We start from the raw sequence: 22,251 nt of genomic DNA, 5'->3' as shown, positions 1-22,251 counted from the left end.
GTCCGTCCAGCCATCTCTTCAAAGGCTGCAGACAAACAGCGGTTCGCCGAACAGGTCAGGCTCGACGTCGAGGCCGAGGCCCGGCCCGCCGGGCAAAGCCATCATGCCGCGTGAAATGGCAAATTCGCCGCTTGCATTGGCCACCGTCACCCAGTTGTGGAAGTCGACCGTGTGCTGCCTGAGATGCTCGGGCGTCGACAACAGCAGGCCCGAATAGGCCGCCGTGTCGATCTGGGCGCCGCCGGTGTCCTCGATCGTGACCTTCAGGTTTTTGGAAATGGCGATGTCGCGCAAAAGTTTTGCGGGCGTGAGCCCGCCCACCCGCGCGAGCTTGATGGTGATGCCGTCGACGAGCCCGTCTGATATCGCGCGGATGAGCACGTCGGCGCCGTCGATGGTCTCATCCAGCACCAGCGGTCGGTCGGTGGCGCGGCGGATGGCGAGGTTTTCCTCATAACTCGCGCAAGGCTGCTCCAGCGTGTAGTCGAGATTTCGTGTCGCCATCAGGAAGCGCCGCGTCTCCGCCGTACCCCAGCTGGCATTGGCGTCGCAGAACAGCACCGTGTCGGTGGGCACCGCTGCCCGCACCGCTTCGAGCCTCGCAATGTCCTCGTTGACGTCGAGGCCGACCTTGACCTGCAGCCGGCGATAACCCTCGGCGATGTATTTTGTCGCCCTTATGGCCATCGCCTCGGGCGCCTGCTGGGCAATCGAGCGGTAGAGCGCAAGCTGCTCGCCCGCGGCGCCGCCTGAGAGCGCAGCCAGCGACAGGCCTGAACGTTTGCCGGCGAGGTCCCAGAGCGCCATGTCGATGGCCGACCTGGCGTAAGGATGGCCCTTGAGCAGAAGCTCCATGCGCCGGTAAAGCGCCTCGATGCCGGATGCCGCACAGCCGAGCAGCTGCGGCGCCAGCTCCTTCATCGCCTCGCGGGCGCCAGCGGCAAAGGCCGGGTCGTAGAAGCTGCCGAGCGGCGCCATCTCGCCATAGCCGCTCGCGCCATCACGGCTGGTGATCTCGACGATTGTCGAATCGAAGCCTTCGGCACTTCGACCGCCGGAGCAGCGATAGGTGCCGTCGCGAAACGGCTGCCATTGCCTGTAGATGCGGATGCCTGAAATGGTCGCGTCGGCCATGTTGTCCCCTGGGCGAAGCCTGATCGTGGCCAAGGATAAACCGGGCAGTCGGCCGCCGGGGCGAAGGAAACGGCGCTTGGCCGCGTCGTTTTCCTGACAGGTCGGGCTCTCCAGTGCAGGGTTCTTTTGCTTTCGTATGAGGCGCGAATTGTTTCAGCTTTCGGATACAGCGTTCGGTTTCGCTGAATTCGAACGGATACGGTCGCCGCTTAGATCGGGGCACCGCGGATTTTCAGACCGCGCTGCTCGAAAGGATGAGAAATGACCATGTATGCGAAGACCGACAGTGACGGCGAGTTGTTGTGGTTCGCCGGCTCTCTGGCAACCATCAAGCTATCGGGTGAGGCGGGAGCCGACACCATCAGCGTCATCGAACATCTGATGCCCTATGGCTCGTCGCCGCCGCTGCACATCCATGTCAACGAAGACGAGGTGTTCCATATCCTCGACGGCGTGATGCGCTTCAATGTCGGCGGCAAGGAGCTCGTGGGTCGCGCCGGCCAGACCATGATGGCGCCGAAGGGTGTTCCGCACAGCTACCGCGTCGAATCCGCCGACGGTGCCCGTTGCCTGACCGTCACCACGCGCGGCGACTTCGAGCGCCTGGTGCGGGAGATCGGCGTGCCCACCGACAAGCCGGAGTTGCCGCCTCAGGTCGCGCCGACGCCTGAGGCCATCGCGGCGCTGACCGAGGCCTGCGCCCGCAACGGCATCGACATCATCGGCGCGCCCTTGTCCTGACCAGTCCTGAAGGGCCTGCCGTCCTGGTCGGCCCTTCTCCTGGTGCCCGTTCGGCCGGCCGCCCGGTCGGCCCTTCTTCTCGTGGCCGTTCGGCCGGCCGCCCGGTCGGCCTTTCTTCTCGTGTTACGTGCCCGTTGCAAGGTGGCCCGCTATGGCCGCATCCTGTGCCAGGGATGATCGACCTCTCGGGTCGTATTTCCTGTAGTATCGGCCCTGTAATATCGGCCAAGTCTTGCCGCATATCAGGCCAACGAACGGGACGTGACGCGATGACAAGTGCTTTCCTCTCCCATCTCCAGACGGAACTGTCCGGCCTCAAAACCGCCGGGCTCTACAAGTCCGAGCGCGTCATCACCTCGACGCAGGGTGCCGAGATCGAGGTCGGCGGCGAAAAGGTGCTGAACTTCTGCGCCAACAACTATCTCGGCCTCGCCGACAGCCATGAACTGCGCGACGCCGCCAAGTCAGCCCTCGACCGTTATGGCTACGGCATGGCCTCGGTGCGCTTCATCTGCGGCACCCAGGAAGAGCACAAGCAACTGGAGGCAAAACTCTCCGGCTTCCTCGGCATGGAGGACACCATCCTCTATTCCTCCTGCTTCGACGCCAATGCCGGCCTGTTCGAGACACTGCTCGGCGAAGAGGACGCGATCATCTCGGATGCCCTCAACCATGCCTCGATCATCGACGGCGTCAGGTTGTCCAAGGCCAGGCGTTTTCGCTACGCCAACAACGACATGGCTGCACTGGAGGACGAGCTGAAGAAGGCCGAAGGCAGCCGCTTCAAGCTGATCGCCACCGACGGTGTGTTCTCCATGGACGGCATCATCGCCAATCTCAAGGGCGTCTGCGATCTCGCCGACAGATATGGCGCGATGGTGATGGTCGACGACAGCCATGCCGTCGGCTTCGTCGGCAGGAACGGCCGCGGCACCCCGGAGCATTGCGGCGTCGAGGGCAGGGTCGACATCATCACCGGCACGCTCGGCAAGGCGCTGGGCGGCGCCTCCGGCGGCTACACCTCGGGCAGACGCGAGGTCGTCGACTGGCTGCGCCAGCGCTCGCGGCCCTATCTGTTCTCCAACACGCTTGCCCCTTCCATAGCAGGCGCCTCGATCAGGGTGCTCGAGCTGATCGCCGAAGGCGCGGACCTGCGCCAAAAACTCTATGCCAATGCCGAGCGTTTGCGCGCCGGCATGGGCAAGCTCGGCTTCAAGCTTGCCGGCGCCGACCACCCGATCATCCCGGTCATGCTCGGAGATGCCACGGTGGCCCAGGAGATGGCGGCGCGCATGCTGAAGCGCGGCATCTATGTCATCGGCTTTTCGTTCCCGGTGGTGCCCAAGGGGCAGGCGCGCATTCGCACGCAGATGTCGGCGGCTCATTCTTCAGCCGACATCGATCGCGCGATCGCGGCCTTCGCCGAGGTCGGGCGCGAACTCGAGGTGATCTGGTAGCACTGCCGGGATTGCGAAAAGCGATTCCGGATCAAGCGATTCCGAGGACAAGACAATGTCGAACATGATGCGCGCACTGGTGAAGGCGAAGGCTGAACCGGGGATCTGGATGGAAGAGGTGCCGGTGCCGGAGGTCGGCCCCAACGACGTTCTGATCAAGGTCAGGAAGTCGGCGATCTGCGGCACCGACGTCCATATCTACAATTGGGACCAGTGGGCGCAGAAGACAGTGCCGGTGCCGATGGTGACGGGACACGAATTCGTCGGCACCGTCGCCGATTTCGGCGCCGGGGTGAAGGACTACAAGGTCGGCCAGCGTGTCTCCGGCGAAGGCCACATCGTCTGCGGCCATTGCCGCAACTGCCGGGCAGGAAGGGGACATCTCTGCCGCAACACGCTCGGCGTCGGCGTCAACCGGCCGGGTTCCTTCGCCGAATATGTCGCCATCCCCCAGCACAATGTCGTGCCGATCCCCGACGACGTCTCCGACGAGATCGCCGCGATCTTCGACCCGCTCGGCAATGCGGTGCACACCGCGCTGTCGTTCGACCTCGTCGGCGAGGACGTGCTGGTGACCGGCGCCGGGCCGATCGGCATCATGGGCGCGCTGGTCGCCCAATGTGTCGGCGCCCGCAAGGTCGTCATCACCGACATCAACCCGACCCGGCTGGCGCTCGCCCGCAAGATGGGCATCCATCACGTCGTCGACGCCTCGAAAGAGAAGCTGCGCGACGTGATGCGCGAGGAAGGCATGACCGAGGGTTTTGACATAGGCCTCGAAATGTCGGGCTCGGCGGTTGCCTTCCGCGACATGATCGACACCATGAACAATGGCGGCAAGATCGCCATTCTCGGCATTGCCCCGACCGGTTTCGAGATCGACTGGAACAAGGTCATCTTCAAGATGCTGCATCTCAAGGGCATCTATGGCCGCGAGATGTTCGAGACCTGGTACAAGATGATCGCGCTGGTGCAGGGGCCGCTCGACGTCAGCGGCCTGATCACCCACCGCATCGGCATCGACGACTATCAGGCCGGATTCGACGCCATGCGCAGCGGCAATTCCGGCAAGGTCGTGATGGATTGGTAGGGGGATTGGCAGGGCGTTTCCATGGAAAGTTTTTTCACTGTGAGGTGAAAAATTCGAACAAAGCGCCGTTGCCAGCCGAAGCCCTGATTTGCTATTGAAGCGGGCCCTTTCGGCCTGGAACCAACGATGCGCCGTCACATACGCACCCTTACTGCCCGGCATGAGCCGAAAGGACAGATGCTCTCGCACGTCAAGTCGGGATCGGGCGCCATTGTCGGCCTGGCGGCTGTCGGAGGGCTTGCCTCTGTCACCGGCCTGCCGATGCTGGTCGCGCCGCTGGGTGCTACGGCTGTGCTGCTGTTCGGCCAGCCGGCCAGCCCGCTGGCGCAGCCGATCAACATCTTCGCCGGTTATTTCATAGCCACGCTGGTCGGTGTCGCCGCCGCCATGGCTTTCCCCGGTCTGTGGGCAGTGTCGGCGGTGGCGGTCGGCGTTTCGATCGCGCTGATGCTGATGTTCCGCGTCACCCATCCGCCGGCAGGTGCCATCCCGCTGGTGGCGACAGCCACGCCCTATCAGGGCAGCACATTGTTCATCGTCGTGCTGCTGAGCTGCATCAGCCTGCTTGTGCTGGCGCTTGTCCATCACTGGATCCCGCCGCGCGCCCAATATCCGCGCCGCGTCGATTGACGCTTTGACCTTGCCTCGGTTGCTGCCGCCGCTCTAGCTTGGGTGGCGGCATGAAGAGGTTTGACATGACATGTGAGTCGCAGATCGCAGCTGTTCGCTCGGGCAGGGGCGCATGAGCGGCCGTCTCGTCCTGCTCGGCACCAAGGGCGGGCCGGCGATCAGGCCGGGCGGCCCATGGCCGACATCGACGCTGCTCGAACTCGGCGGCCGCACTGTTGTCGTCGATTGCGGGCTCGGCGTGACGCGCGGCGTGACCGATGCCGGGCTCAGCCTCAAGGCGCTCGACCTCGTTTTCATCACCCATCTCCATTCCGACCACGTGCTCGAGCTCGGGCCGCTGCTGCACACCGCCTGGACGGCAGGGCTTGCCACACCGGTCACACTTTTCGGTCCGGTCGGATTGAATCGATACTGGCAGAGTTTCGTGCAAGCGCTTGAATTCGACATCGAAATCCGCATCGTCGACGAAGGCCGCCCGGATCTGCGCGAGATGGTCGAGGTCGTCGAGTTCGGCGAAGGTGAGGTGCTTAGCGACGGCGATCTGTCGGTCACCGCCCTGCGTGTCGACCATCCGCCCGTCACCGAGTGTTTCGCCCTGCGCTTCGAGCATCAGGGCACTTCGATCGTCTTTTCGGCCGACACGGCTTTTTTCCCGCCTTTGGCGGATTTTGCCCGTGGCGCCGATATCCTGCTGCATGAGGCGATGCTGGAGGAAGGTGTCGAGCGGCTGGTGGCGCGCACCGGCAACGGCGCGCGGTTGCGCGAACATCTGATGGCAAGCCACAGCCTGGCCGGCGAGGCGGGCACCATTGCGGCGCGTGCCGGCGTCGGTCGCCTTGTGCTCAATCACCTCATTCCGGCCGACGATCCCGACATCGGCGAGGCCGACTGGGTCGAAGCTGTCAGGAAAACATGGAATGGTCCCTTGACGATTGGCCGCGACGGGCTTGTTGTGACTGACAAGGGCGAAGACGCCCCCTAACCGGGAGGACGTGCATGAAACTGGCGACGCTGAAGAACGGTTCGCGTGACGGGAAACTGGTCATCGTCTCGCGCGACCTGACGCGATACACCGACGCCTCGTTCCTGGCACCCAACCTGCAGGCGGCGCTCGACGACTGGCGCCGCATCTCCCCGCATCTCGCGGCTTTGGCCGGCTCGCTCGAAATCGGCGCGGTGCCGTCGTCGCGCTTCCACGAGCATGACGCCCATTCGCCCTTGCCGCGCGCCTACCAGCGGCTCGGCGGCAGCGACGCCTTTGCCGGCCCGCGCGATCCGATCGAACTGCCCGGCAAGATCCGCGATGCAAAAATCGAAGCCGCGGTCGCTGTCATCGTGTCGGACGTTGCCATGGCGGCGACCGAAGAGGCGGCGAAGGAGGCGGTGGCGCTGATCGTGCTCTCCACCGACACGATCCTCGATGGCGGCCAGGCCGGCACTTCGGCGCTGTCGCCTGTCGCGGTCACCCCTGATGAGCTGGGCGGCGGCTGGGACGGGGCCGTGCACCTGCCGCTGATTGCCGGGGCCCGCAACGTCACCTCCGTCTGGACCAGCTTTCCCAAGCTGATTGCGGACGCCGCCGCAACCCGCGCGCTCGGCACCGGGGCCATCGTCAGGGGCGCTGTCGAAACGCTGTCGGTGTCGCTCGGCGACACGCTGCGCGTCGAGATGAAAGACAAGGCCGGCCACTCGATCTTCGGTGCCATCGAACGCCAGGTCGGCAGGTTCGAGCCGGCCTGAGACCGCTGCCCGGATGGAGTTGACCAGCCATTTCAGCCGCATGGCGCGGAACAGTCTGTGGTCCAACGACCGCATTTACCGCGCCGTGCTGGCCTTGCAGCCGGGTGAGTTCGAGGCCGAACGGACGAGCTTTTTCCCTTCGCTCAAGGAGACGCTGAACCACATCCTCGAAGTCGACCTGTTCTATCTCGACATGATCGAGGAGGGCGGCGAGGGCCAGAAACTGTTCGACCGCTTCGTCGCCTTCGACACGGCGCAGGCCCTTGGCGCGGCGCAGGCCGACTTCGACCGGCGGCTGGTCGCCTGCTGCGATGGTCTTAAGGCCGCTGATCTCGACAGGCGGGTGTCGACCGATCGCGGCGAGGCCGGCCAGATCCCCGAGCGCATCGGCGACCTCTTGGCGCATCTGTTCATCCACCAGACCCATCATCGCGGCCAGGTCCATGCGATGCTGTCGGGTAGTTCGGTGGATCCGCCGCAGCTCGACGAGTTCTTCCTCGACTATGATCTCCGCTTCAGGGGAGAAGAGGTCGCGCGGTTGGGGATTTAGACCAGCGCCACGTCGTAGAGTGAGAATGCCGGGACTTCCAAATGACCGGGCGAGAACCCCTGATCGCCGCTCAAGCAGGACATGGGTATCTTGAACAGCCGTGGACTCACTTGATGTAATCGTCCCATTCCGGGCCGAGCCCATCAAAATCGTCCGAAATCCAGATTTTTCCCTTCAGCGCACCAATCCGGCTCGCGTGTGTGGTGTCGGCTTTGGGCGGAGCGGCGATCGTCGCCACCGCCTTGCCGTGGCGCGTGACGATGATTTCCTCGCCGGCTTCCGCCCGCCTGATCAGTTCGGAGAGCTTGGCCTTGGCTTCTGCAGCCGAAACCTTCATGGCTCATCCTTGCGAGCACAATTTTGGCCTTACAACCGCAATTTAGGTCACAACAGGACTTCACGCAAACACATCAGCCCGGTCGCGGTGCCGGTCAGCTCTTGCTCTGCTGGATCGCCATATAGAGATTGGTGCAGCGTGTGCCCGAACGGCAATAGGCGAAAACAGGACCGTCCATCTCGTCGAGCGCGTCGGCCATGTCGGCAACATTGTCGCCGGTCATGGCGCCGCTGATGACCGGGATGTAGCGGAAGGCGAGGCCGGCGGCTTCGACGGCGGCCTTGACGCTGTCGGCGGAGGGCTGGCCGGGCTGCTCGTCGTCGGGCCGGTTGCAGATGACACTCTTGAAGCCGGCGGCCTTGATGGCCGCAACTTCATCAGGGGTGATCTGGCCTGAAACCGAGTAGTCGTCGGTGATCTGACGGTATTCCATCTTGGTCCTCACAGTTTGCTGGCCGCCGCGGCGGCGCGTCGGCGCCAGTCTTGCCACTGCTGGCGCCGCGGGGCAACTGCTGTTGGGCTTGCGTCAGGCGGCCGGGCGCTGCCAGGACGGGAAGGGATCGGCGAGATCGCGCCATTTGCCTGGGGTAAATGACGAGGCGTCGACAAGACAGTGGTCGAGCTCGGCGCGGATTTGCTGCTCGTTCATCGGATCGCAGCCGATGAAGACGATCTCCTGGCGGCGGTCGCCCCAGACCGGGTCGAGATAGGGCTTCATCGCCTCATGCCATTCGGGATGGCAGGGCCATTGCCCGCGCGGCACTGCCGACCACCACAGGCCGCGCTTGCCGGTGCGCACCAGGGCGCCGGCCTGGCTGATCTCGCCGACGAAATCGGACCGCGTGGCGAGCCAGAAAAAGCCCTTGGCGCGGATCGCTCCCGGCCATTGCCGGTTGATGAAGCCGTGCAGTTTCTGAGGGTCGAACGGCCGCCGCGCGCGATAGACGAAGGAGCGGATGCCATATTCCTCGGTTTCGGGGACGTGATCGCCAAAACCGTTCAGCTCCTTGAACCACAAGGGATGCTGTTCGGCCTTGTCGAAATCGAACAGGCCGGTGCCGAGGACGGTGTCCGTCGGCACGCGGCCGAAATCGGTCTCGACCAGCCGGGCATCCGGGTTGAGCGCGACGACGATCTTGCGCGCCGCGTCGCGGTCGGCGGCACTGGCAGTCGAGGCCTTGTTGAGCACGACGACATCGGCAAATTCGATCTGCTCGACGAGCAGGTCGACCAGAGCGCGCTCGTCGCCTGTGCCGGCCTGTTCGCCGCGATCCCTCAGGAAGTCGGACGACGCATAGTCCTTGAGCAGATTGGCGGCGTCGACGACCGTCACCATGGTGTCGAGGCGGGCGACGTCGGACAGGCTTTGGCCGTTCTCGTCGCGGAACTGGAAGGTCGAGGCGACGGGCAGGGGCTCGGAAATGCCTGTCGATTCGATCAGCAGGTAGTCGAAGCGGTTCTGCCCGGCGAGCGCGCGGACCTCCGTGAGCAGATCGTCGCGCAAGGTGCAGCAGATGCAGCCATTGGTCATTTCGACAAGCTGCTCGTGGGTGCGCGAAAGCTCGGCGCCGCCGTCACGGACCAGTGCCGCATCGATGTTGACCTCGCTCATATCGTTGACGATGACGGCGACGCGCAGGCCATCGCGGTTGTTGAGGATGTGGTTGAGAAGCGTGGTCTTTCCTGCACCGAGGAAACCGGAGAGCACTGTCACGGGCAGTCGTGCCGGCTTGTTTGCGACGGGCATTTTTTCTCCCTTCAATGTGGGCTGGTCCGGCGACCGATGCCACCGGTTATGATGTGGGGAATGGTCCGGCAGCGTGCACTGCCGGACCGGCGCCGAAGGTCAAGGTGTCAGGGCGTCTTTTGCGGTCCTGACGAACCCATGGCGCTCAGTGCGTTTCGCCGGAGCCGCCGACGGCAACGAGGTTGAAGGGCTTGCCTTCGAGCGCGATGTCGTCGGCTTGCTTGAAGCTCTCGGCATCGACGACATGCAGCACGCTCTTGAGCGGATCGGAGACGACGATGCGGCTGCCGGCAACCGCGATGCGCGGGCGCGGGTCGCTCCAGTGGCCGTCCATGGAGTAGGGTTCGGTCAGCTTCAGCGAGGCGTCGATCTTGCCCGCGACCACGTCGATGCGGTGCAACTGGCCGTCCTCGGTGAAGACATAGGCGAATTTCGCCCGCACCGGATCGACGGTGAAATGCACCCGGCGCGTCGGCAGCTCGATCAGCCGGAAGGCGTCTTCCGACTTCGGGTCGATCAGCACGACAGCACTTGGGCCATAATTGCCGAGGAAATATTGCAGGCCGCGGCCGCCGACCAAAGTCGTCGATTTGCCCGCGGGCAGGGCCTTGTCATAAGGCAAAAGCTCGATCTTGCCGTCGCCTGAGGTGACAAGAAGCCCTTCGGCGCAGGCAATGGCCACCAGGTTGCCCGAGGATGCTTCGCCATGCAGGTCGGGGCAGGCATGGATATCGCCGACGGTCGCACCGGCGCGATCGACGACACGAATGCCTATTGGCAGCTCGTCGGGTTTGTCCGTGTTGGGCTCCGATATCAGCACGTCGTCGCCAAGGGCGATCGCCACGCCATGGTGGGGAGCGTCGGCCACCACCTCGCGGATGGCCGGCTTGCCGTCCAGAATGTCAGCCTCGCGGGTGACGCGCGCCTTGCCTTCGCCGTCGAAGAACAGGGCGATGTCGCCGTCATGATCGACGAAATGCGACGGCTTCTTGCCCTCGAAGGCGACGTCGAGCAGCCTGGGTGCCTCGACCTTGATGTCGCCGTGGTCGCCATGGTCGCCGAAGGCGATGCCGCTCGACAGCACCGAGATCACGTCGCCCTTGCCTTGCACGGCAAAGATGCTGCGGCCGCTGTCTGAGCGGTAGAGGCTGGTTGGCGCCTTGACGTCGAAGGTTTCGATCGTCTTGCCGGTTTCCATGTCGAGGGCATGGACGACTGAGGCTGCATGGTCGGAGACGAACAGCCGCCATGCCGTCTTTTCCTCTGAAGAGGCGGGGGCGGTGGCGAGGCCGATCAGCATGGCAATTGTCGATGCCGTGGCGAGCAGGTGTTTCATGATGTCCTCATAAATGTTATTACATAACAGATTGTGCCGGGAAAAAAGGCGAGGTTTTGCGCCCCGCCTTCACCAGGCCGGTCGGGTCGTGCGGCAACCCGATCGCGCGGGCCGCCGGTGCTTCGGACGGGCGGGCTTAGCTGCCGAGGATGGCGCCCTTGATGGTGGCGATGTTGGACTTCATCATCTCGATATAGGTCGCGGCAGGGCCGTCGGCCTTGGACAGGGCATCGGAGTAGAGCGTGCCGCCGACCTTGACCCCGGTTTCGGCTGAGATCTGCTCGACAAGGCGCGGATTGGTGATGTTTTCGACAAAGATCGCCGACGCCTTGTCGCCGCGCACCTGCGAGATCAGGGCCGCCACGTCGGCGGCGGAGGCTTCGGCCTCGGTCGAAATGCCCTCGGGGGCCAGGAAGGTCAGGCCATAGGCGTTTTCGAAATAGCCGAAGGCGTCATGCGAGGTGATGACGGTGCGCTTCGCCTCGGGGATCGATGCCACCGCTTCCTTGACCTCGGTCTCGGCCGCGGTGAGTCTGGCCGTATAGGCGTCGGCGTTGCTCTTGTAGGCATTGCAGCCGGCGGCATCCGCCGCGCAGAAGGCGTCGGCAATGTTCTTCACATAGATCTTCGCATTGGCGATCGACTGGAAGGCATGCGGGTCGAGGTCGCCGTGATGGTGGTCATCGCCGCCGGCTTCGGCAGCGTGCTCATGCTCTTCCTTCATCTTGATCGGCTCGACACCCTTGGTCAGCTCGACGACGACAGCCTTGGTGGCGCTGGCCTCGACAAGCCGCTGCAGGAAGCCCTCGAACTGCAGGCCGTTGACCAGCACGACGTCGGCCTTGGACATCTTCACCGCATCGGCGGGCGAGGGTTCATAGACATGGGCGTCGCCGTCGGGGCCGACGAGTGTGGTCAGCTCGATGCGGTCGCCGCCGACATTTTCGGCGAAATCGCCGATGATCGAGAAGCTCGCCACCACTTTCAGCGGTTCGGCTGCGGCCGAAATCGTGGTCAGCGAAGTTAATGTTATAACGCTCATAAGCGAGGCGAAGCCAATTGTTCTGAGCATGTGTCTCTCCATGTTGAAGCGGATCAGGCGGTGCGGTGGCGGTGGCGGCGCAGCTTGGTGTTGAAGACGCCGCGTGTGCCGAAAAGGATGGAGGCGAGATAGATCGCGCCTGAAGACAGGATGATCGCCGGGCCCGAGGGCAGGGAGGCGTGGTAGGAGACCAGCAGGCCGGCGATGCAGGAGATGGCGCCGAAGCCGAAGGCGAGCGCACACATCGGCTCGACGCGCGCCGTCCAGAAGCGTGCCGCGGCAGCCGGAAGCATCATCAGGCCGACTGAAAGCAGCGTGCCGAGCGCCTGGAAGCCGCCGACGAGATTGAGCACGACGAGGCCGAGGAAGATGAAATGGACAGGCGTGCCGAGCCGGCTGACCGAGCGCAGGAACAGCGGATCGAGGCATTCGGCGACGAGTGCGCGCCAGAAGATGGCGAGCGTCAGCAGCGTCAGGCCCGATATCAGCGCGATCAGCGTCAGCGCGTCGTCATTGAGCGCCAGCACGGTGCCGAACAGCACATGCATCAGGTCGACGCTCGAGCCGCGCAGCGACACGATCAGCACGCCGAGCGCCAGCGAGATCAGGTAGAAGGCGGCCATCGAGGCGTCTTCGCGCTGCACGGTGAAGCGTGACACAGCACCTGCGCCGAGCGCCACGATGACGCCGGCGATCAGCCCGCCAATGGTCATCGGCACGATCTGCAGGCCATAAAGCAGGAAGCCGGCGGCAGCACCGGGCAGGATGGCGTGCGCCATGGCGTCGCCGGTCAGGCTCATGCGCCGCAGCATCAGGAAGACGCCGACCGGGCAGGCGCCCAGTGCCAGCATCAGCGAGCCGGCCAGCGCGCGCTGCATGAAGCCGAATTCGACGAAAGGAGCGATCAGGAACTCATACATGGCGAAGGTCACGCTGCCCGGGGGCCGGATTCATGGTCGGGATGATCATGGACCTCGCCATGATCGTGATGGTGATGCCCGTCATGTCCCTTTGTGTGGGAATGCGCGTGGTCATGTCCATGAGCGTGGGAATGCGCATGGCCGTGCCCGTCGTCCGGCTCGCACCAGGGCGCATCGTCATGCCAGGCCTCGTCGAAACGGCGCGCCTTGAGCAGGTTTTCCGGGCGCAGCACCTCGCGCGTTTCGCCCCAGGCGACCGGCCGGCGGGCCAGAAGCAGCGTGTGCGGGAAATGTGCGCGCACCAGTTCAAGGTCGTGGGCGACGACAAGCACCGTGCGGCTTTCGCCATGCCAGCGCTGGATCAGCTGGATCAGGTCGCCGACGGTCTTGGCGTCGACCGCGTTGAACGGCTCGTCGAGCAGGATCAGATCGGCATCCTGCACCAGCACGCGGGCAAACAGGGCGCGCTGCAGCTGGCCGCCCGACAGCGTGTCGATGGCGCGCTTTTCGAAACCTTCGAGGCCGACCGCCATCAGCGCCTTGGAGACGGCATCGCGGTCTTCCCTGGAATAGCGGCCAAGCAGGCCGCGCCTCGGCCACAGACCGAGCGAGACGAGGTCGACGACGCGGGCCGGGAAGCTGCGGTCGAGTTCGGACTGCTGCGGCAGATAGGCGACGCGTTTGCCCGGCGTGACGGTGCAGATGCCGGCCATCGGCTTCAGCACGCCGACGATGCCCTTCATCAAAGTGGATTTGCCCGAGCCATTGGCCCCGATCACGGCGGTCAGCGACCCCGAGCTGATCGAGCCTGTGAGATGGTGCACGGCCGGATGGCTGTTGTAGCCAAGCGTCAGGTCCTTGAATGTCAGGCAGGCGTCGGTCATCGGCTTCATGCTTTGTCGCAGCGAACTGGTCCTTGGATATGTGATGTTATTACATTAGTCAACGAGGTCGGGCGACAAAGCGGTGGATCGGTGCGGCAAAGCCGCTGGCCCACGCAATTCGACCACTGCGGCCTTGCCCGGGGAGGTGGCAAAATCTAAGAAGGCGCCACCCCTAACGGAAGGAGACCCACCCATGAGCGTTCGTCGTATCGATGTCGGCCCCCGCATGAGCCAGATCGTCATCCACAACAACACCGTTTACCTGGCTGGCCAGGTCGGCGCCCCGGGCGAAAGCGTTGCCGCGCAGACCAAGGCCATCCTGGCCGAGATCGACGCGCTGCTCGCCAAGGCCGGCACCGACAAGACCAAGATCCTGCAGGCGATCATCTGGCTCGACGACATGTCGACCTTCGCCGAGATGAACTCGGTCTGGGACGGCTGGGTGCCGCAGGGCAACACGCCGGCGCGCGCCACCGGCGAAGCCAAGCTGGCCGGCCCTGAATACAAGGTCGAGATCATCATCACCGCCGCTGCCTAAGCGACGGCTCTCGGCCCGAGACAAAAAGAACGCCGCGCGTCCCAGGGATGCGCGGCGTTTCTGTTTCCGGAGCTTGTCGGCGTGGGCAAACTAACGGTGTCTGGCAAACAGGTCCCGCTGGGCCTGGCTGACGGAGCCATCGTCCCAATCGATTTCACGCTTCGACGGCGGCATATGGGGGCGTCGATGCTGATTGTCGTAGAACAGGGTGCCATGGATGCCGAGGGCGTCACGCTTCAGGATGGGACGGCCCCAAATCTGCGCCAGGACCGAGTTTGCAGCCTTCTTGCCAAGCCGCTTGATCAGGTCTTCGACCAACTCCATGTCGCGATCGGCCGGGAAGATGGCGGCAAACTCCTCCTCCGTTGCCTGGAACAGGCTGAAGGTGGCGTTCGCAGCGCCGTCGATGATCTGGATGTTTTTCATGGGGCGCAATTTGACACTCGACATGCACGGCGACGATCGAAGCTGATTGGCGTGGGATGAAAGCCTCTATTCAAGACCGCTTGGGCGGGCAGGACTGAGCTGCCTGTTGCCGCCGCCGGATGCTCGCTCAAAATCGCCTAGCCGTCGGACGGCGTGAAGCGCGCCACCACCGCATGCGCGTTGGCCGGATAGGTGAAGCGCACATGGGTGACCGGGCGCTCCGCGCTCCAGGTCCGTCTTTCGATGATCAGGCAGGGCGCGCCGCTGGCGAGGCCAAGGTCGGCGGCCGTCTCGCCATCGGCGGAGGCGGCGCGAATGACATGTTCGGCAGCACTCCATGGCACCTGTCCGATCAGCCACGGCCCGGGCGCCGATTTGCGAAACTCCTGATCGGCGGCTTCGGGCACTGCGGCGAGGCTGATCAGCCGGTCTTCGACGCAGAATGGCCGCACCCCGGCATAATGCAGGCACTGCAAGGCCAGGACCTGGCCTGCAGTCGACGGGCTGGGGCCGAGCCTGTCGCGGTCGACTGTCGTGGCGCGCCGCTTGGTCTGGGCCATCAGCTCGTAGCGATAGGGCAGGCCGAGCGCTTCGACCTCGACGCGGATGTCGTGGATTTCGAGCACCGCCGCCTGCGATTGCGGCCGGCGCACGAAGCTGCCGGAGCGGCGCCGCCTTTCGATCAGCCCGGCCTTGGCGAGCTGCGACAGCGCCTTGTTCACGGTCATGCGCGAGCAGCCATATTGCTCGGTCAGCTCGTGTTCGAACGGAATGCGGTAGCCGGGCTCCCATTCGCCCGAAACGATGCGGTCCCTGATGTCGTTGAGGATGCGCTGGTAGAGCGATGTCGATGCATCGCCGCCAACCGTCTCTTCAACCATCTCCGCTATCGAATCGGACACCCCAGTCTCCCTTTGTTACGCCGCCGTCAGCTCCATCATCACGTTACGAAACCTGGCCGCAATAGCATCCCTGCGGAAATGTGCGCCATCAGTCACGACTTTGCGGCCATTTGCCCAGACACAGTCGACTTTTCCGCCTGCGGCGAAGATCCAGGCATCGAGAATGGCGTCGTCCGACTTGCCGGCAAGCGTCGGGTGGGTGGGGTTGAGCGAGACGAAATCGGCGGCAGCGCCGGCGCCAAGTCCCGCCGTGCCCGCGCCGAGCGCCTGGGCGCCGCCGCCAAGTGCCGCATCGAACAAGGCGCGGCCGGTCGACTGGCCTGAGGTGGCAAGCACATTGCGGGCGCGATGGGCGAGGCGCTGCGAATATTCGAGCATCCTGAGTTCGCCACCGACGCCGATCTCGACATTCGAGTCCGAGCCGACGCCGTATTTGCCGCCATGTTCGACAAACAGCGGTGCGGCAAAGACGCCGTCGCCGAGATTGGCCTCGGTGATCGGGCACAGGCCGGCGACCGCGCCCGACCGCGCCATGGCGATCGTCTCGGCTTCGGTCATGTGGGTGGCGTGGATCAGGCACCAGCGCCTGTCGACATCGGCATGGCTGAGCAGCCATTCCACCGGCCGGGCGCCCGACCAGGCGACGCAGTCCTCGACTTCCTTGACCTGTTCGGCGATGTGGATGTGAACAGGGCCTGACGTCAGCGCGGTGACGATGGCCAGTTCATCAGGGGTTGCGGCGCGCAGGCTGTGCGGCGCAAGGCCGAGCACCGCACCGTCGATGCCCTTCAGCGCTTCGCCGCACCTCTCAAAAAGCCTGGCGAAGCGATTCGTATCGTTGATGAATCGGCGCTGGCCGTCATTGGCGCGCGCGCCTCCGAAACCCGAATGGGCGTAGAACACCGGCAGCAAGGTCAGCCCGATGCCGGTATCGACAGAGGCCGCCGCGATGCGTTCGGCCATCTCGGCGATGTTGGCATAGGGGCTGCCGTCGCGGTCGTGATGGAGATAGTGGAACTCGCCGACGCGGGAAAAACCGGCCTCCAGCATTTCGACATAGAGCTGGGCTGCGACCGCCTCGACCTGCTCTGGGGTCATCGACAGTGCGAAGCGGTACATCACCTCCCGCCAGGACCAGAAGCTGTCCGACGACGGCCCGCGGATTTCGGCGAGGCCGGCCATGCCGCGCTGGAAGGCATGGCTGTGCAGATTGGGCATGCCGGGCAGGACAATGGCGTGGCGCTCGTCGCCGGGATGAGCGGCCGCGCCTGTTTCCACCGTCGCGATGCGACCGCCGGCCAATGTCATCCGCACGTTGCGTTGCCAGCCGTCGGCCAGCAGCGCCTGTTCCGCAAAGATCGTCGCCACCAGAATCTCCTCACCTTTCATGTGCACGATAGCACTTGCATCGCCTTTCTAATATGTATATACATAATCGCAGTTGGAGGAAACGAAAAAGATGATGGCTGGCAACCAATCAGCGACATCGGCAACAATCTGGCGCAATGCGCGGCTGGCGACGCTGGCCGAAGCTGCCGCCGGCCTTGGCATTGTCGAAAACGGCGCGATTGCCGCCCGTGACGGCCGCATCGTCTTTGCCGGCCCGGAAGCCGACATGCCCCAGGCTCTGCGCGACGGTGCCGACCTCGTCGACTGCGAGGGGCGCTGGATCACGCCGGGCCTGATCGACTGCCACACCCATCTCGTCCATGCCGGCAACCGCGCCAACGAGTTCGAGATGCGGCTGGCGGGTGCGACCTATGAAGAGGTGGCGCGGGCAGGGGGCGGCATCGTCTCTTCGGTCAAGGCGCTGCGCGCTGCGAGCCAGGCCGATCTGGTGGCCCAGACCTTGCCGCGCCTCGATGCGCTGGTTTCAGAAGGTGTCACCACCGTCGAAGTCAAGTCGGGCTACGGTCTCGACCTCGACAACGAAGCCAAGTCGCTGCGCGCCGCAAGACAACTGGCCGAACTGCGGCCGGTGACCGTGCGCACCACGTTTCTCGGGGCGCACGCGCTGCCGCCGGAAGCAGGTGGCGACAAGGACGCCTATATCGACCTCGTTGCCGGCCCGATGCTCGACAGGATCGCGGCCGAAGGTCTTGCCGACGCCGTCGACGGCTTCTGCGAGGGCATCGCATTCTCGACCGCGCAGATGACGCGTGTCTTCGACGCCGCGCGCGCCAAGGGCCTGCCGGTCAAGCTCCATGCCGACCAGCTGTCCAATCTCGGCGGTGCGGCCCTTGCCGCACATTATGGTGCGCTGTCGGCCGACCATCTCGAATACACCGATGACACCGGTGCCGCCGCAATGGCTGCGGCAGGCACGGTCGCCGTCATCCTGCCCGGCGCCTTCTATTTCATCCGCGAGACCAAAAAGCCGCCGGTCGAGCTGTTCCGCCGCCACGGCGTCAGGATGGCGGTTGCCACCGACAACAATCCCGGGACGTCGCCGCTGACCTCGCTGCTTCTGACCATGAACATGGCAGCGACCCTGTTTGCCATGACGGTCGAGGAATGCCTCGCCGGCACCACCCGCGAGGCCGCCCGCGCGCTCGGGCTGCTCACCGAGACCGGCACGCTCGAACCAGGAAAATGGGCCGATCTCGCCATCTGGGATATCGAAAGCCCGGCCGAACTTGTCTATCGCATGGGGTTCAACCCGCTCCATGCCCGTATCTGGAGGGGAAAATGACCACGCTTGTATTGAACCCCGGCAATGCCACGCTTGCCGACTGGCGCGCCATTTATCGCGGTGCCGTTCCCGAACTCGATCCGGCCTGCCGCCCGGGGATTAAGGCCAGCGCGGAGACGGTGGCGCGGATCGTCGCCAAGGGCGAGCCGGTCTATGGCATCAACACCGGTTTCGGCAAGCTCGCCAGCGTCCGCATCCCGGCCAACGACCTCGAAACGCTCCAGCGCAACATCGTGCTCAGCCATGCCGCCGGCGTCGGCGAGGCGATGCCGGTTGCCGTGACCCGCCTGATGATGGCGCTCAAGCTTGCCAGCCTGGCGCAGGGCGCTTCCGGCGTGCGCGAACAGACCATCGACCTGTTGCAGCAGATGCTCGCCAAGGGCGTCATCCCGGTCGTTCCGGCGCAAGGGTCGGTCGGCGCCTCGGGCGACCTGGCGCCTTTGTCGCACATGACCGCAACGATGATCGGCGTCGGCGACTGCCACACCCCGCATGGCATCGTGCCGGCCAAGGTCGCTTTCGTCACCCACGAACTCGAGCCGATCACCCTGGGCGCCAAGGAAGGCCTGGCGCTGCTCAACGGCACCCAGTTCTCGACCGCTTATGCGCTGGCCGCATTGTTTGAGGCGGAAAACCTCTATCATTCGGCGCTGGTGACCGGCGCGCTGTCGACCGATGCCGCCAAGGGCTCGGATGCGCCGTTCGACCCGCGCATCCATATCCTGCGCAAGCATCGCGGCCAGATCGAAACCGCCGACACCCTGCGCAATCTGATGGCCGGCAGCGCCATTCGCGAAAGCCACCGCGTCGGCGACGAGCGTGTGCAGGACCCATATTGCCTGCGCTGCCAGCCGCAGGTCATGGGTGCTGCCCTGACCTTGCTGCGCCAGGCCGCCGACACGCTCGGCACCGAGGCCAACGGCGTCACCGACAATCCGCTGATCTTCACCGAGGACGACACCGCGCTGTCAGGCGGCAATTTCCACGCCGAGCCGGTGGCATTTGCCGCCGACATGATCGCCCTTGCGGTCTGCGAGATCGGCTCGCTGTCGGAACGCCGCATCGCCATGCTGGTCGACCCGGCCCTTTCCGGCATGCCGGCGTTTCTGACGCCGAAGCCGGGCCTCAACTCCGGCTTCATGATCCCGCAGGTCACCGCCGCCGCCCTGGTCTCCGAGAACAAGCAGAAGGCCTATCCTGCCAGCGTCGATTCGATCCCGACCTCGGCCAACCAGGAAGACCACGTCTCGATGGCCGCCCATGGCGCCCGCCGGCTGCTCGGCATGATCGAAAACGCCAATGGCGTTCTCGGCATCGAACTGCTTGCCGCGGCCCAGGGCTGCGACTTCCATGCGCCGCTGGCGTCGAGTGGAGCGCTCGAAGCCGTGCGCAAGCTCGTCCGTGCGCAGGTTCCGCATCTCGATGACGACCGCCACTTCCACCCCGACATGGAAAAGGCCATAGCACTTGTCCGCACCGGAGCGATCGTTGAGGCAATTGCCGGCATCGGCCTGCCCGAGATTTCGGGTGGCGCGAGATGAGCGGCACGCCCTGGCTGACGGTCCAGCGCGGCGACGCCCCGCTGCTCGTCAGCATCCCCCACACCGGCATAGACCTTGCCGGGCTCGACGATCTGTTCGTGTCGCGCTGGCTGGCGCGGCGCGACACCGACTGGTGGATCGAGCAGCTTTATGATTTTGCCGCCGGCCTCGGTGCAACGGTGGTGCGCACCACGGTGTCGCGCTCGATCATCGACGTCAATCGCGACCCCTCCGGCACCTCGCTCTATCCCGGCCAGGCGACGACCGAACTCTGCCCGACCACGACCTTCGACGGCGAGGCCCTCTACAACGAAGGGCAGGAGCCCGACGAGGCCGAAGTCGCAAGGCGCCGCGCCACCTATTACGATCCTTATCACGCAGCACTTGAAGGCGAGATCGTCCGCCTCAGGGCCCTGCATCCCGAGGTCGTGCTCTATGACTGCCATTCGATCCGCTCGGTCATCCCCAGGCTGTTCGACGGCAAGCTGCCGCTGTTCAACCTCGGCACCAATTCCGGCAAGAGTGCCGATCCCGCCTTGCAGGAACAGGTCGCATCCCTGATGGCAGCCAGCGGCAGACCCTGGGTGGTCAATGGCCGCTTCAAGGGCGGCTGGATCACCCGCCGGCACGGCCAGCCGGAGCAGGGCGTCCATGCCTTGCAGATGGAACTGTCCTGCCGCGGCTACATGCTCGAGCCGACAGGCAAGGTCGAACCGGCCAACTGGCCGAGCCGCTACGATCCCGAATTCGCCGCGCCGATGCGCGCGACGCTCACCAAGATCCTTGAAACCGCGCTCGCCTGGGCGGGCAGCCGACACTCCTAGGGAGGTTTTCGTAATGACCCAACATTCCCGCATCGACAATGCTCGCGTCATCCGCGCCGCCAAAGGCACCGAGCTCACCGCCAAGAGCTGGCTGACCGAAGCGCCGCTGCGCATGCTGATGAACAATCTCGACCCGATCGTCGCGGAAAAGCCGGGCGAGCTCGTCGTCTATGGCGGCATCGGCCGTGCTGCCCGCGACTGGGACAGCTATGACCGCATCGTCGCTGCCCTGCGCAAGCTTGAAGGCGACGAGACGCTGCTGATCCAGTCGGGCAAGCCGGTCGGCGTGTTCCGCACCCACAAGGATGCGCCGCGCGTGCTGCTCGCCAACTCCAACCTGGTGCCGCACTGGGCCAACTGGGACCACTTCAACGCCCTCGATAAGAAGGGCCTGATGATGTACGGCCAGATGACCGCGGGATCGTGGATCTATATCGGCAGCCAGGGCATCGTTCAGGGCACCTACGAGACCTTCGTCGAGATGGGCCGCCAGCATTTCGGCGGCGACCTCGCCGGCCGCTGGATCCTGACCGCCGGCCTCGGCGGCATGGGCGGCGCCCAGCCGCTGGCCGCGACCATGGCCGGTGCCGCCTGCCTCGCCATCGAGTGCCAGGCGAGCCGCATCGAGATGCGCCTCAAGACCGGTTATGTCGACTTCCAGGCCAAGGATCTCGACGATGCGCTCGCCATCATCGACAGGGCCTGCAAGGACAAGAAGGCGATTTCGGTCGCCCTTCTCGGCAATGCCGCCGAAATCCTGCCCGAACTGGTCAAGCGCGGCGTCAAGCCGGATGCTGTGACCGACCAGACCTCGGCGCATGACCCCGTCAACGGCTACCTGCCGATCGGCTGGACCGTTGCCGAATGGGAAGAAAAGCGCGAGCGCGACCCCAAGGCGGTCGAAAAGGCGGCGCGTGCCTCGATGGCGGTGCACGTCAGGGCGATGCTCGACTTCCACAAGATGGGCATCCCGACCGTCGATTACGGCAACAACATCCGCCAGGTCGCCAAGGAAGAGGGCGTCGAGAACGCCTTCGACTTCCCGGGCTTCGTGCCTGCCTACATCAGGCCGCTGTTCTGCCGCGGCATCGGACCGTTCCGCTGGGCAGCCCTTTCGGGTGATCCCGAGGACATCTACAAGACCGACGCCAAGGTCAAGGAACTCACCCCCGGCAACACCCACCTGCACAACTGGCTCGACATGGCGGCCAAGCGCATCCACTTCCAGGGCGTGCCGGCGCGCATCTGCTGGGTCGGCCTCGGCGATCGCCACCGTCTCGGCCTCGCCTTCAACGAGATGGTCGCCAAGGGTGAGCTCAAGGCGCCCGTCGTCATCGGCCGCGACCACCTCGACTCCGGCTCGGTCGCGTCACCGAACCGTGAGACCGAGGCGATGAAGGACGGTTCGGACGCCGTCTCCGACTGGCCGCTGCTGAACGCGCTGCTCAACACCGCCTCGGGCGCCACCTGGGTGTCGCTGCACCATGGCGGCGGCGTCGGCATGGGCTTCTCGCAGCATTCGGGCGTGGTCATCTGCGCCGACGGCACCGAGGATGCCGCCCGCCGTCTCGAGCGCGTGTTGTGGAACGACCCGGCGACCGGCGTCATGCGCCATGCCGATGCCGGCTACGACATCGCGCTCGACTGCGCCAGGGAGAAGGGCCTCAACCTGCCCGGGATCCTTTGAAACGGATCGACCTTGCGAGGCGGCACCCGGTGC

Annotated in this window: 23 protein-coding genes; 12 read left to right on the top strand and 11 right to left on the bottom strand. The window is 64.9% G+C overall.

Features of this window, described 5'->3' with window-relative positions:
- Positions 1 to 18 precede the first annotated feature (18 nt).
- Positions 19 to 1,134, bottom strand: a complete 1,116-nt coding sequence (locus tag SLT36_RS19965) for a mandelate racemase/muconate lactonizing enzyme family protein (RefSeq protein WP_432284083.1) — start codon at positions 1,132 to 1,134, stop codon at positions 19 to 21.
- 261 nt (positions 1,135 to 1,395) lie between these two features.
- Between SLT36_RS19965 and SLT36_RS19960 the strand changes: the two genes are divergently transcribed.
- The 7 genes from SLT36_RS19960 (at position 1,396) to SLT36_RS19930 (ending at position 7,342) form a co-directional block, all read left to right on the top strand.
- The gene (locus SLT36_RS19960) at positions 1,396 to 1,875 is read left to right on the top strand and encodes a cupin domain-containing protein (RefSeq protein WP_432284082.1); all 480 of its coding nucleotides are present in this window, start codon (positions 1,396 to 1,398) and stop codon (positions 1,873 to 1,875) included.
- A gap of 269 nt (positions 1,876 to 2,144) precedes the next feature.
- Entirely contained in the window at positions 2,145 to 3,332 is a 1,188-nt protein-coding gene (locus tag SLT36_RS19955; RefSeq protein ID WP_432284081.1) for a glycine C-acetyltransferase, read from the top strand.
- A gap of 55 nt (positions 3,333 to 3,387) precedes the next feature.
- Positions 3,388 to 4,422: an L-threonine 3-dehydrogenase gene (gene tdh, locus SLT36_RS19950; protein WP_310325000.1), complete on the top strand. Its 1,035-nt coding sequence runs from the start codon at positions 3,388 to 3,390 to the stop codon at positions 4,420 to 4,422.
- A 177-nt stretch (positions 4,423 to 4,599) separates the two neighbouring features.
- Entirely contained in the window at positions 4,600 to 5,052 is a 453-nt protein-coding gene (locus SLT36_RS19945) for an HPP family protein (protein ID WP_432284080.1), read from the top strand.
- Positions 5,053 to 5,164: 112 nt separating this feature from the next.
- On the top strand, positions 5,165 to 6,034 hold the full coding sequence (locus tag SLT36_RS19940) for an MBL fold metallo-hydrolase (protein WP_432284079.1): 870 nt from the start codon (positions 5,165 to 5,167) through the stop codon (positions 6,032 to 6,034).
- Between the two features lie 14 nt (positions 6,035 to 6,048).
- Positions 6,049 to 6,792: a fumarylacetoacetate hydrolase family protein gene (locus SLT36_RS19935; protein WP_432284078.1), complete on the top strand. Its 744-nt coding sequence runs from the start codon at positions 6,049 to 6,051 to the stop codon at positions 6,790 to 6,792.
- A gap of 13 nt (positions 6,793 to 6,805) precedes the next feature.
- On the top strand, positions 6,806 to 7,342 hold the full coding sequence (locus SLT36_RS19930; protein WP_432284077.1) for a DinB family protein: 537 nt from the start codon (positions 6,806 to 6,808) through the stop codon (positions 7,340 to 7,342).
- Positions 7,343 to 7,448: 106 nt separating this feature from the next.
- On the opposite strand, the gene SLT36_RS19925 is transcribed toward SLT36_RS19930, so the two are convergent.
- The 7 genes from SLT36_RS19925 to aztA all read right to left on the bottom strand — a co-directional run bounded on the left by SLT36_RS19925 (position 7,449) and on the right by aztA (position 13,608).
- Positions 7,449 to 7,679: a type II toxin-antitoxin system Phd/YefM family antitoxin gene (locus tag SLT36_RS19925; protein ID WP_432284076.1), complete on the bottom strand. Its 231-nt coding sequence runs from the start codon at positions 7,677 to 7,679 to the stop codon at positions 7,449 to 7,451.
- Positions 7,680 to 7,773: 94 nt separating this feature from the next.
- Positions 7,774 to 8,112: a TIGR01244 family sulfur transferase gene (locus SLT36_RS19920; RefSeq protein ID WP_432284075.1), complete on the bottom strand. Its 339-nt coding sequence runs from the start codon at positions 8,110 to 8,112 to the stop codon at positions 7,774 to 7,776.
- Positions 8,113 to 8,205: 93 nt separating this feature from the next.
- Complete coding sequence (zigA, locus tag SLT36_RS19915; protein WP_432284074.1) at positions 8,206 to 9,426, bottom strand: zinc metallochaperone GTPase ZigA; 1,221 nt, start codon at positions 9,424 to 9,426, stop codon at positions 8,206 to 8,208.
- A gap of 145 nt (positions 9,427 to 9,571) precedes the next feature.
- Positions 9,572 to 10,762, bottom strand: coding sequence for a zinc metallochaperone AztD (gene aztD, locus SLT36_RS19910; protein WP_432284073.1), 1,191 nt, complete (start codon positions 10,760 to 10,762; stop codon positions 9,572 to 9,574).
- A 136-nt stretch (positions 10,763 to 10,898) separates the two neighbouring features.
- On the bottom strand, positions 10,899 to 11,834 hold the full coding sequence (aztC, locus tag SLT36_RS19905; RefSeq protein ID WP_432284072.1) for a zinc ABC transporter substrate-binding protein AztC: 936 nt from the start codon (positions 11,832 to 11,834) through the stop codon (positions 10,899 to 10,901).
- A gap of 23 nt (positions 11,835 to 11,857) precedes the next feature.
- A complete protein-coding gene (gene aztB, locus SLT36_RS19900) occupies positions 11,858 to 12,724 on the bottom strand; it encodes a zinc ABC transporter permease AztB (RefSeq protein WP_154385512.1) in 867 nt (288 codons plus the stop codon).
- Between the two features lie 8 nt (positions 12,725 to 12,732).
- A complete protein-coding gene (aztA, locus tag SLT36_RS19895) occupies positions 12,733 to 13,608 on the bottom strand; it encodes a zinc ABC transporter ATP-binding protein AztA (RefSeq protein WP_432288407.1) in 876 nt (291 codons plus the stop codon).
- Between the two features lie 193 nt (positions 13,609 to 13,801).
- Here aztA and SLT36_RS19890 point away from each other — a divergent pair, with 193 nt between their 5' ends.
- A complete protein-coding gene (locus tag SLT36_RS19890; RefSeq protein ID WP_115732556.1) occupies positions 13,802 to 14,146 on the top strand; it encodes a RidA family protein in 345 nt (114 codons plus the stop codon).
- Between the two features lie 90 nt (positions 14,147 to 14,236).
- Here the strand turns inward: SLT36_RS19890 and SLT36_RS19885 are convergent, their stop codons facing one another.
- The 3 genes from SLT36_RS19885 to SLT36_RS19875 all read right to left on the bottom strand — a co-directional run bounded on the left by SLT36_RS19885 (position 14,237) and on the right by SLT36_RS19875 (position 16,842).
- Positions 14,237 to 14,572 (bottom strand): hypothetical protein, encoded by a 336-nt coding sequence (locus SLT36_RS19885; protein ID WP_432284071.1) that lies wholly within the window; start codon positions 14,570 to 14,572, stop codon positions 14,237 to 14,239.
- Positions 14,573 to 14,709: 137 nt separating this feature from the next.
- Complete coding sequence (gene hutC / locus SLT36_RS19880) at positions 14,710 to 15,453, bottom strand: histidine utilization repressor (RefSeq protein ID WP_182573719.1); 744 nt, start codon at positions 15,451 to 15,453, stop codon at positions 14,710 to 14,712.
- Positions 15,454 to 15,489: 36 nt separating this feature from the next.
- Positions 15,490 to 16,842, bottom strand: a complete 1,353-nt coding sequence (locus SLT36_RS19875) for a formimidoylglutamate deiminase (protein ID WP_432284070.1) — start codon at positions 16,840 to 16,842, stop codon at positions 15,490 to 15,492.
- Positions 16,843 to 16,933: 91 nt separating this feature from the next.
- Between SLT36_RS19875 and hutI the strand changes: the two genes are divergently transcribed.
- Genes hutI through hutU form a run of 4 tightly spaced genes read left to right on the top strand, consistent with a single transcriptional unit; the run spans position 16,934 to position 22,218 of the window.
- Positions 16,934 to 18,166 (top strand): imidazolonepropionase, encoded by a 1,233-nt coding sequence (gene hutI / locus SLT36_RS19870; RefSeq protein ID WP_432284069.1) that lies wholly within the window; start codon positions 16,934 to 16,936, stop codon positions 18,164 to 18,166.
- Positions 18,163 to 19,707, top strand: a complete 1,545-nt coding sequence (gene hutH, locus SLT36_RS19865) for a histidine ammonia-lyase (RefSeq protein WP_432284068.1) — start codon at positions 18,163 to 18,165, stop codon at positions 19,705 to 19,707. The genes hutI and hutH overlap by 4 nt, the downstream gene beginning before the upstream one ends.
- Positions 19,704 to 20,531 carry an N-formylglutamate deformylase gene (gene hutG / locus SLT36_RS19860; protein ID WP_432284067.1) on the top strand — a complete coding sequence of 276 codons (828 nt, stop codon included), beginning with the start codon at positions 19,704 to 19,706 and terminating at the stop codon, positions 20,529 to 20,531. The genes hutH and hutG overlap by 4 nt, the downstream gene beginning before the upstream one ends.
- A gap of 13 nt (positions 20,532 to 20,544) precedes the next feature.
- A complete protein-coding gene (gene hutU, locus SLT36_RS19855; protein WP_432284066.1) occupies positions 20,545 to 22,218 on the top strand; it encodes a urocanate hydratase in 1,674 nt (557 codons plus the stop codon).
- Positions 22,219 to 22,251 lie beyond the last annotated feature (33 nt).

Source organism: Aminobacter sp. BA135 (assembly GCF_050859125.1).
GTDB lineage: Bacteria > Pseudomonadota > Alphaproteobacteria > Rhizobiales > Rhizobiaceae > Aminobacter > Aminobacter ciceronei.
This window is presented reverse-complemented; position numbering and strand designations above follow the sequence as displayed.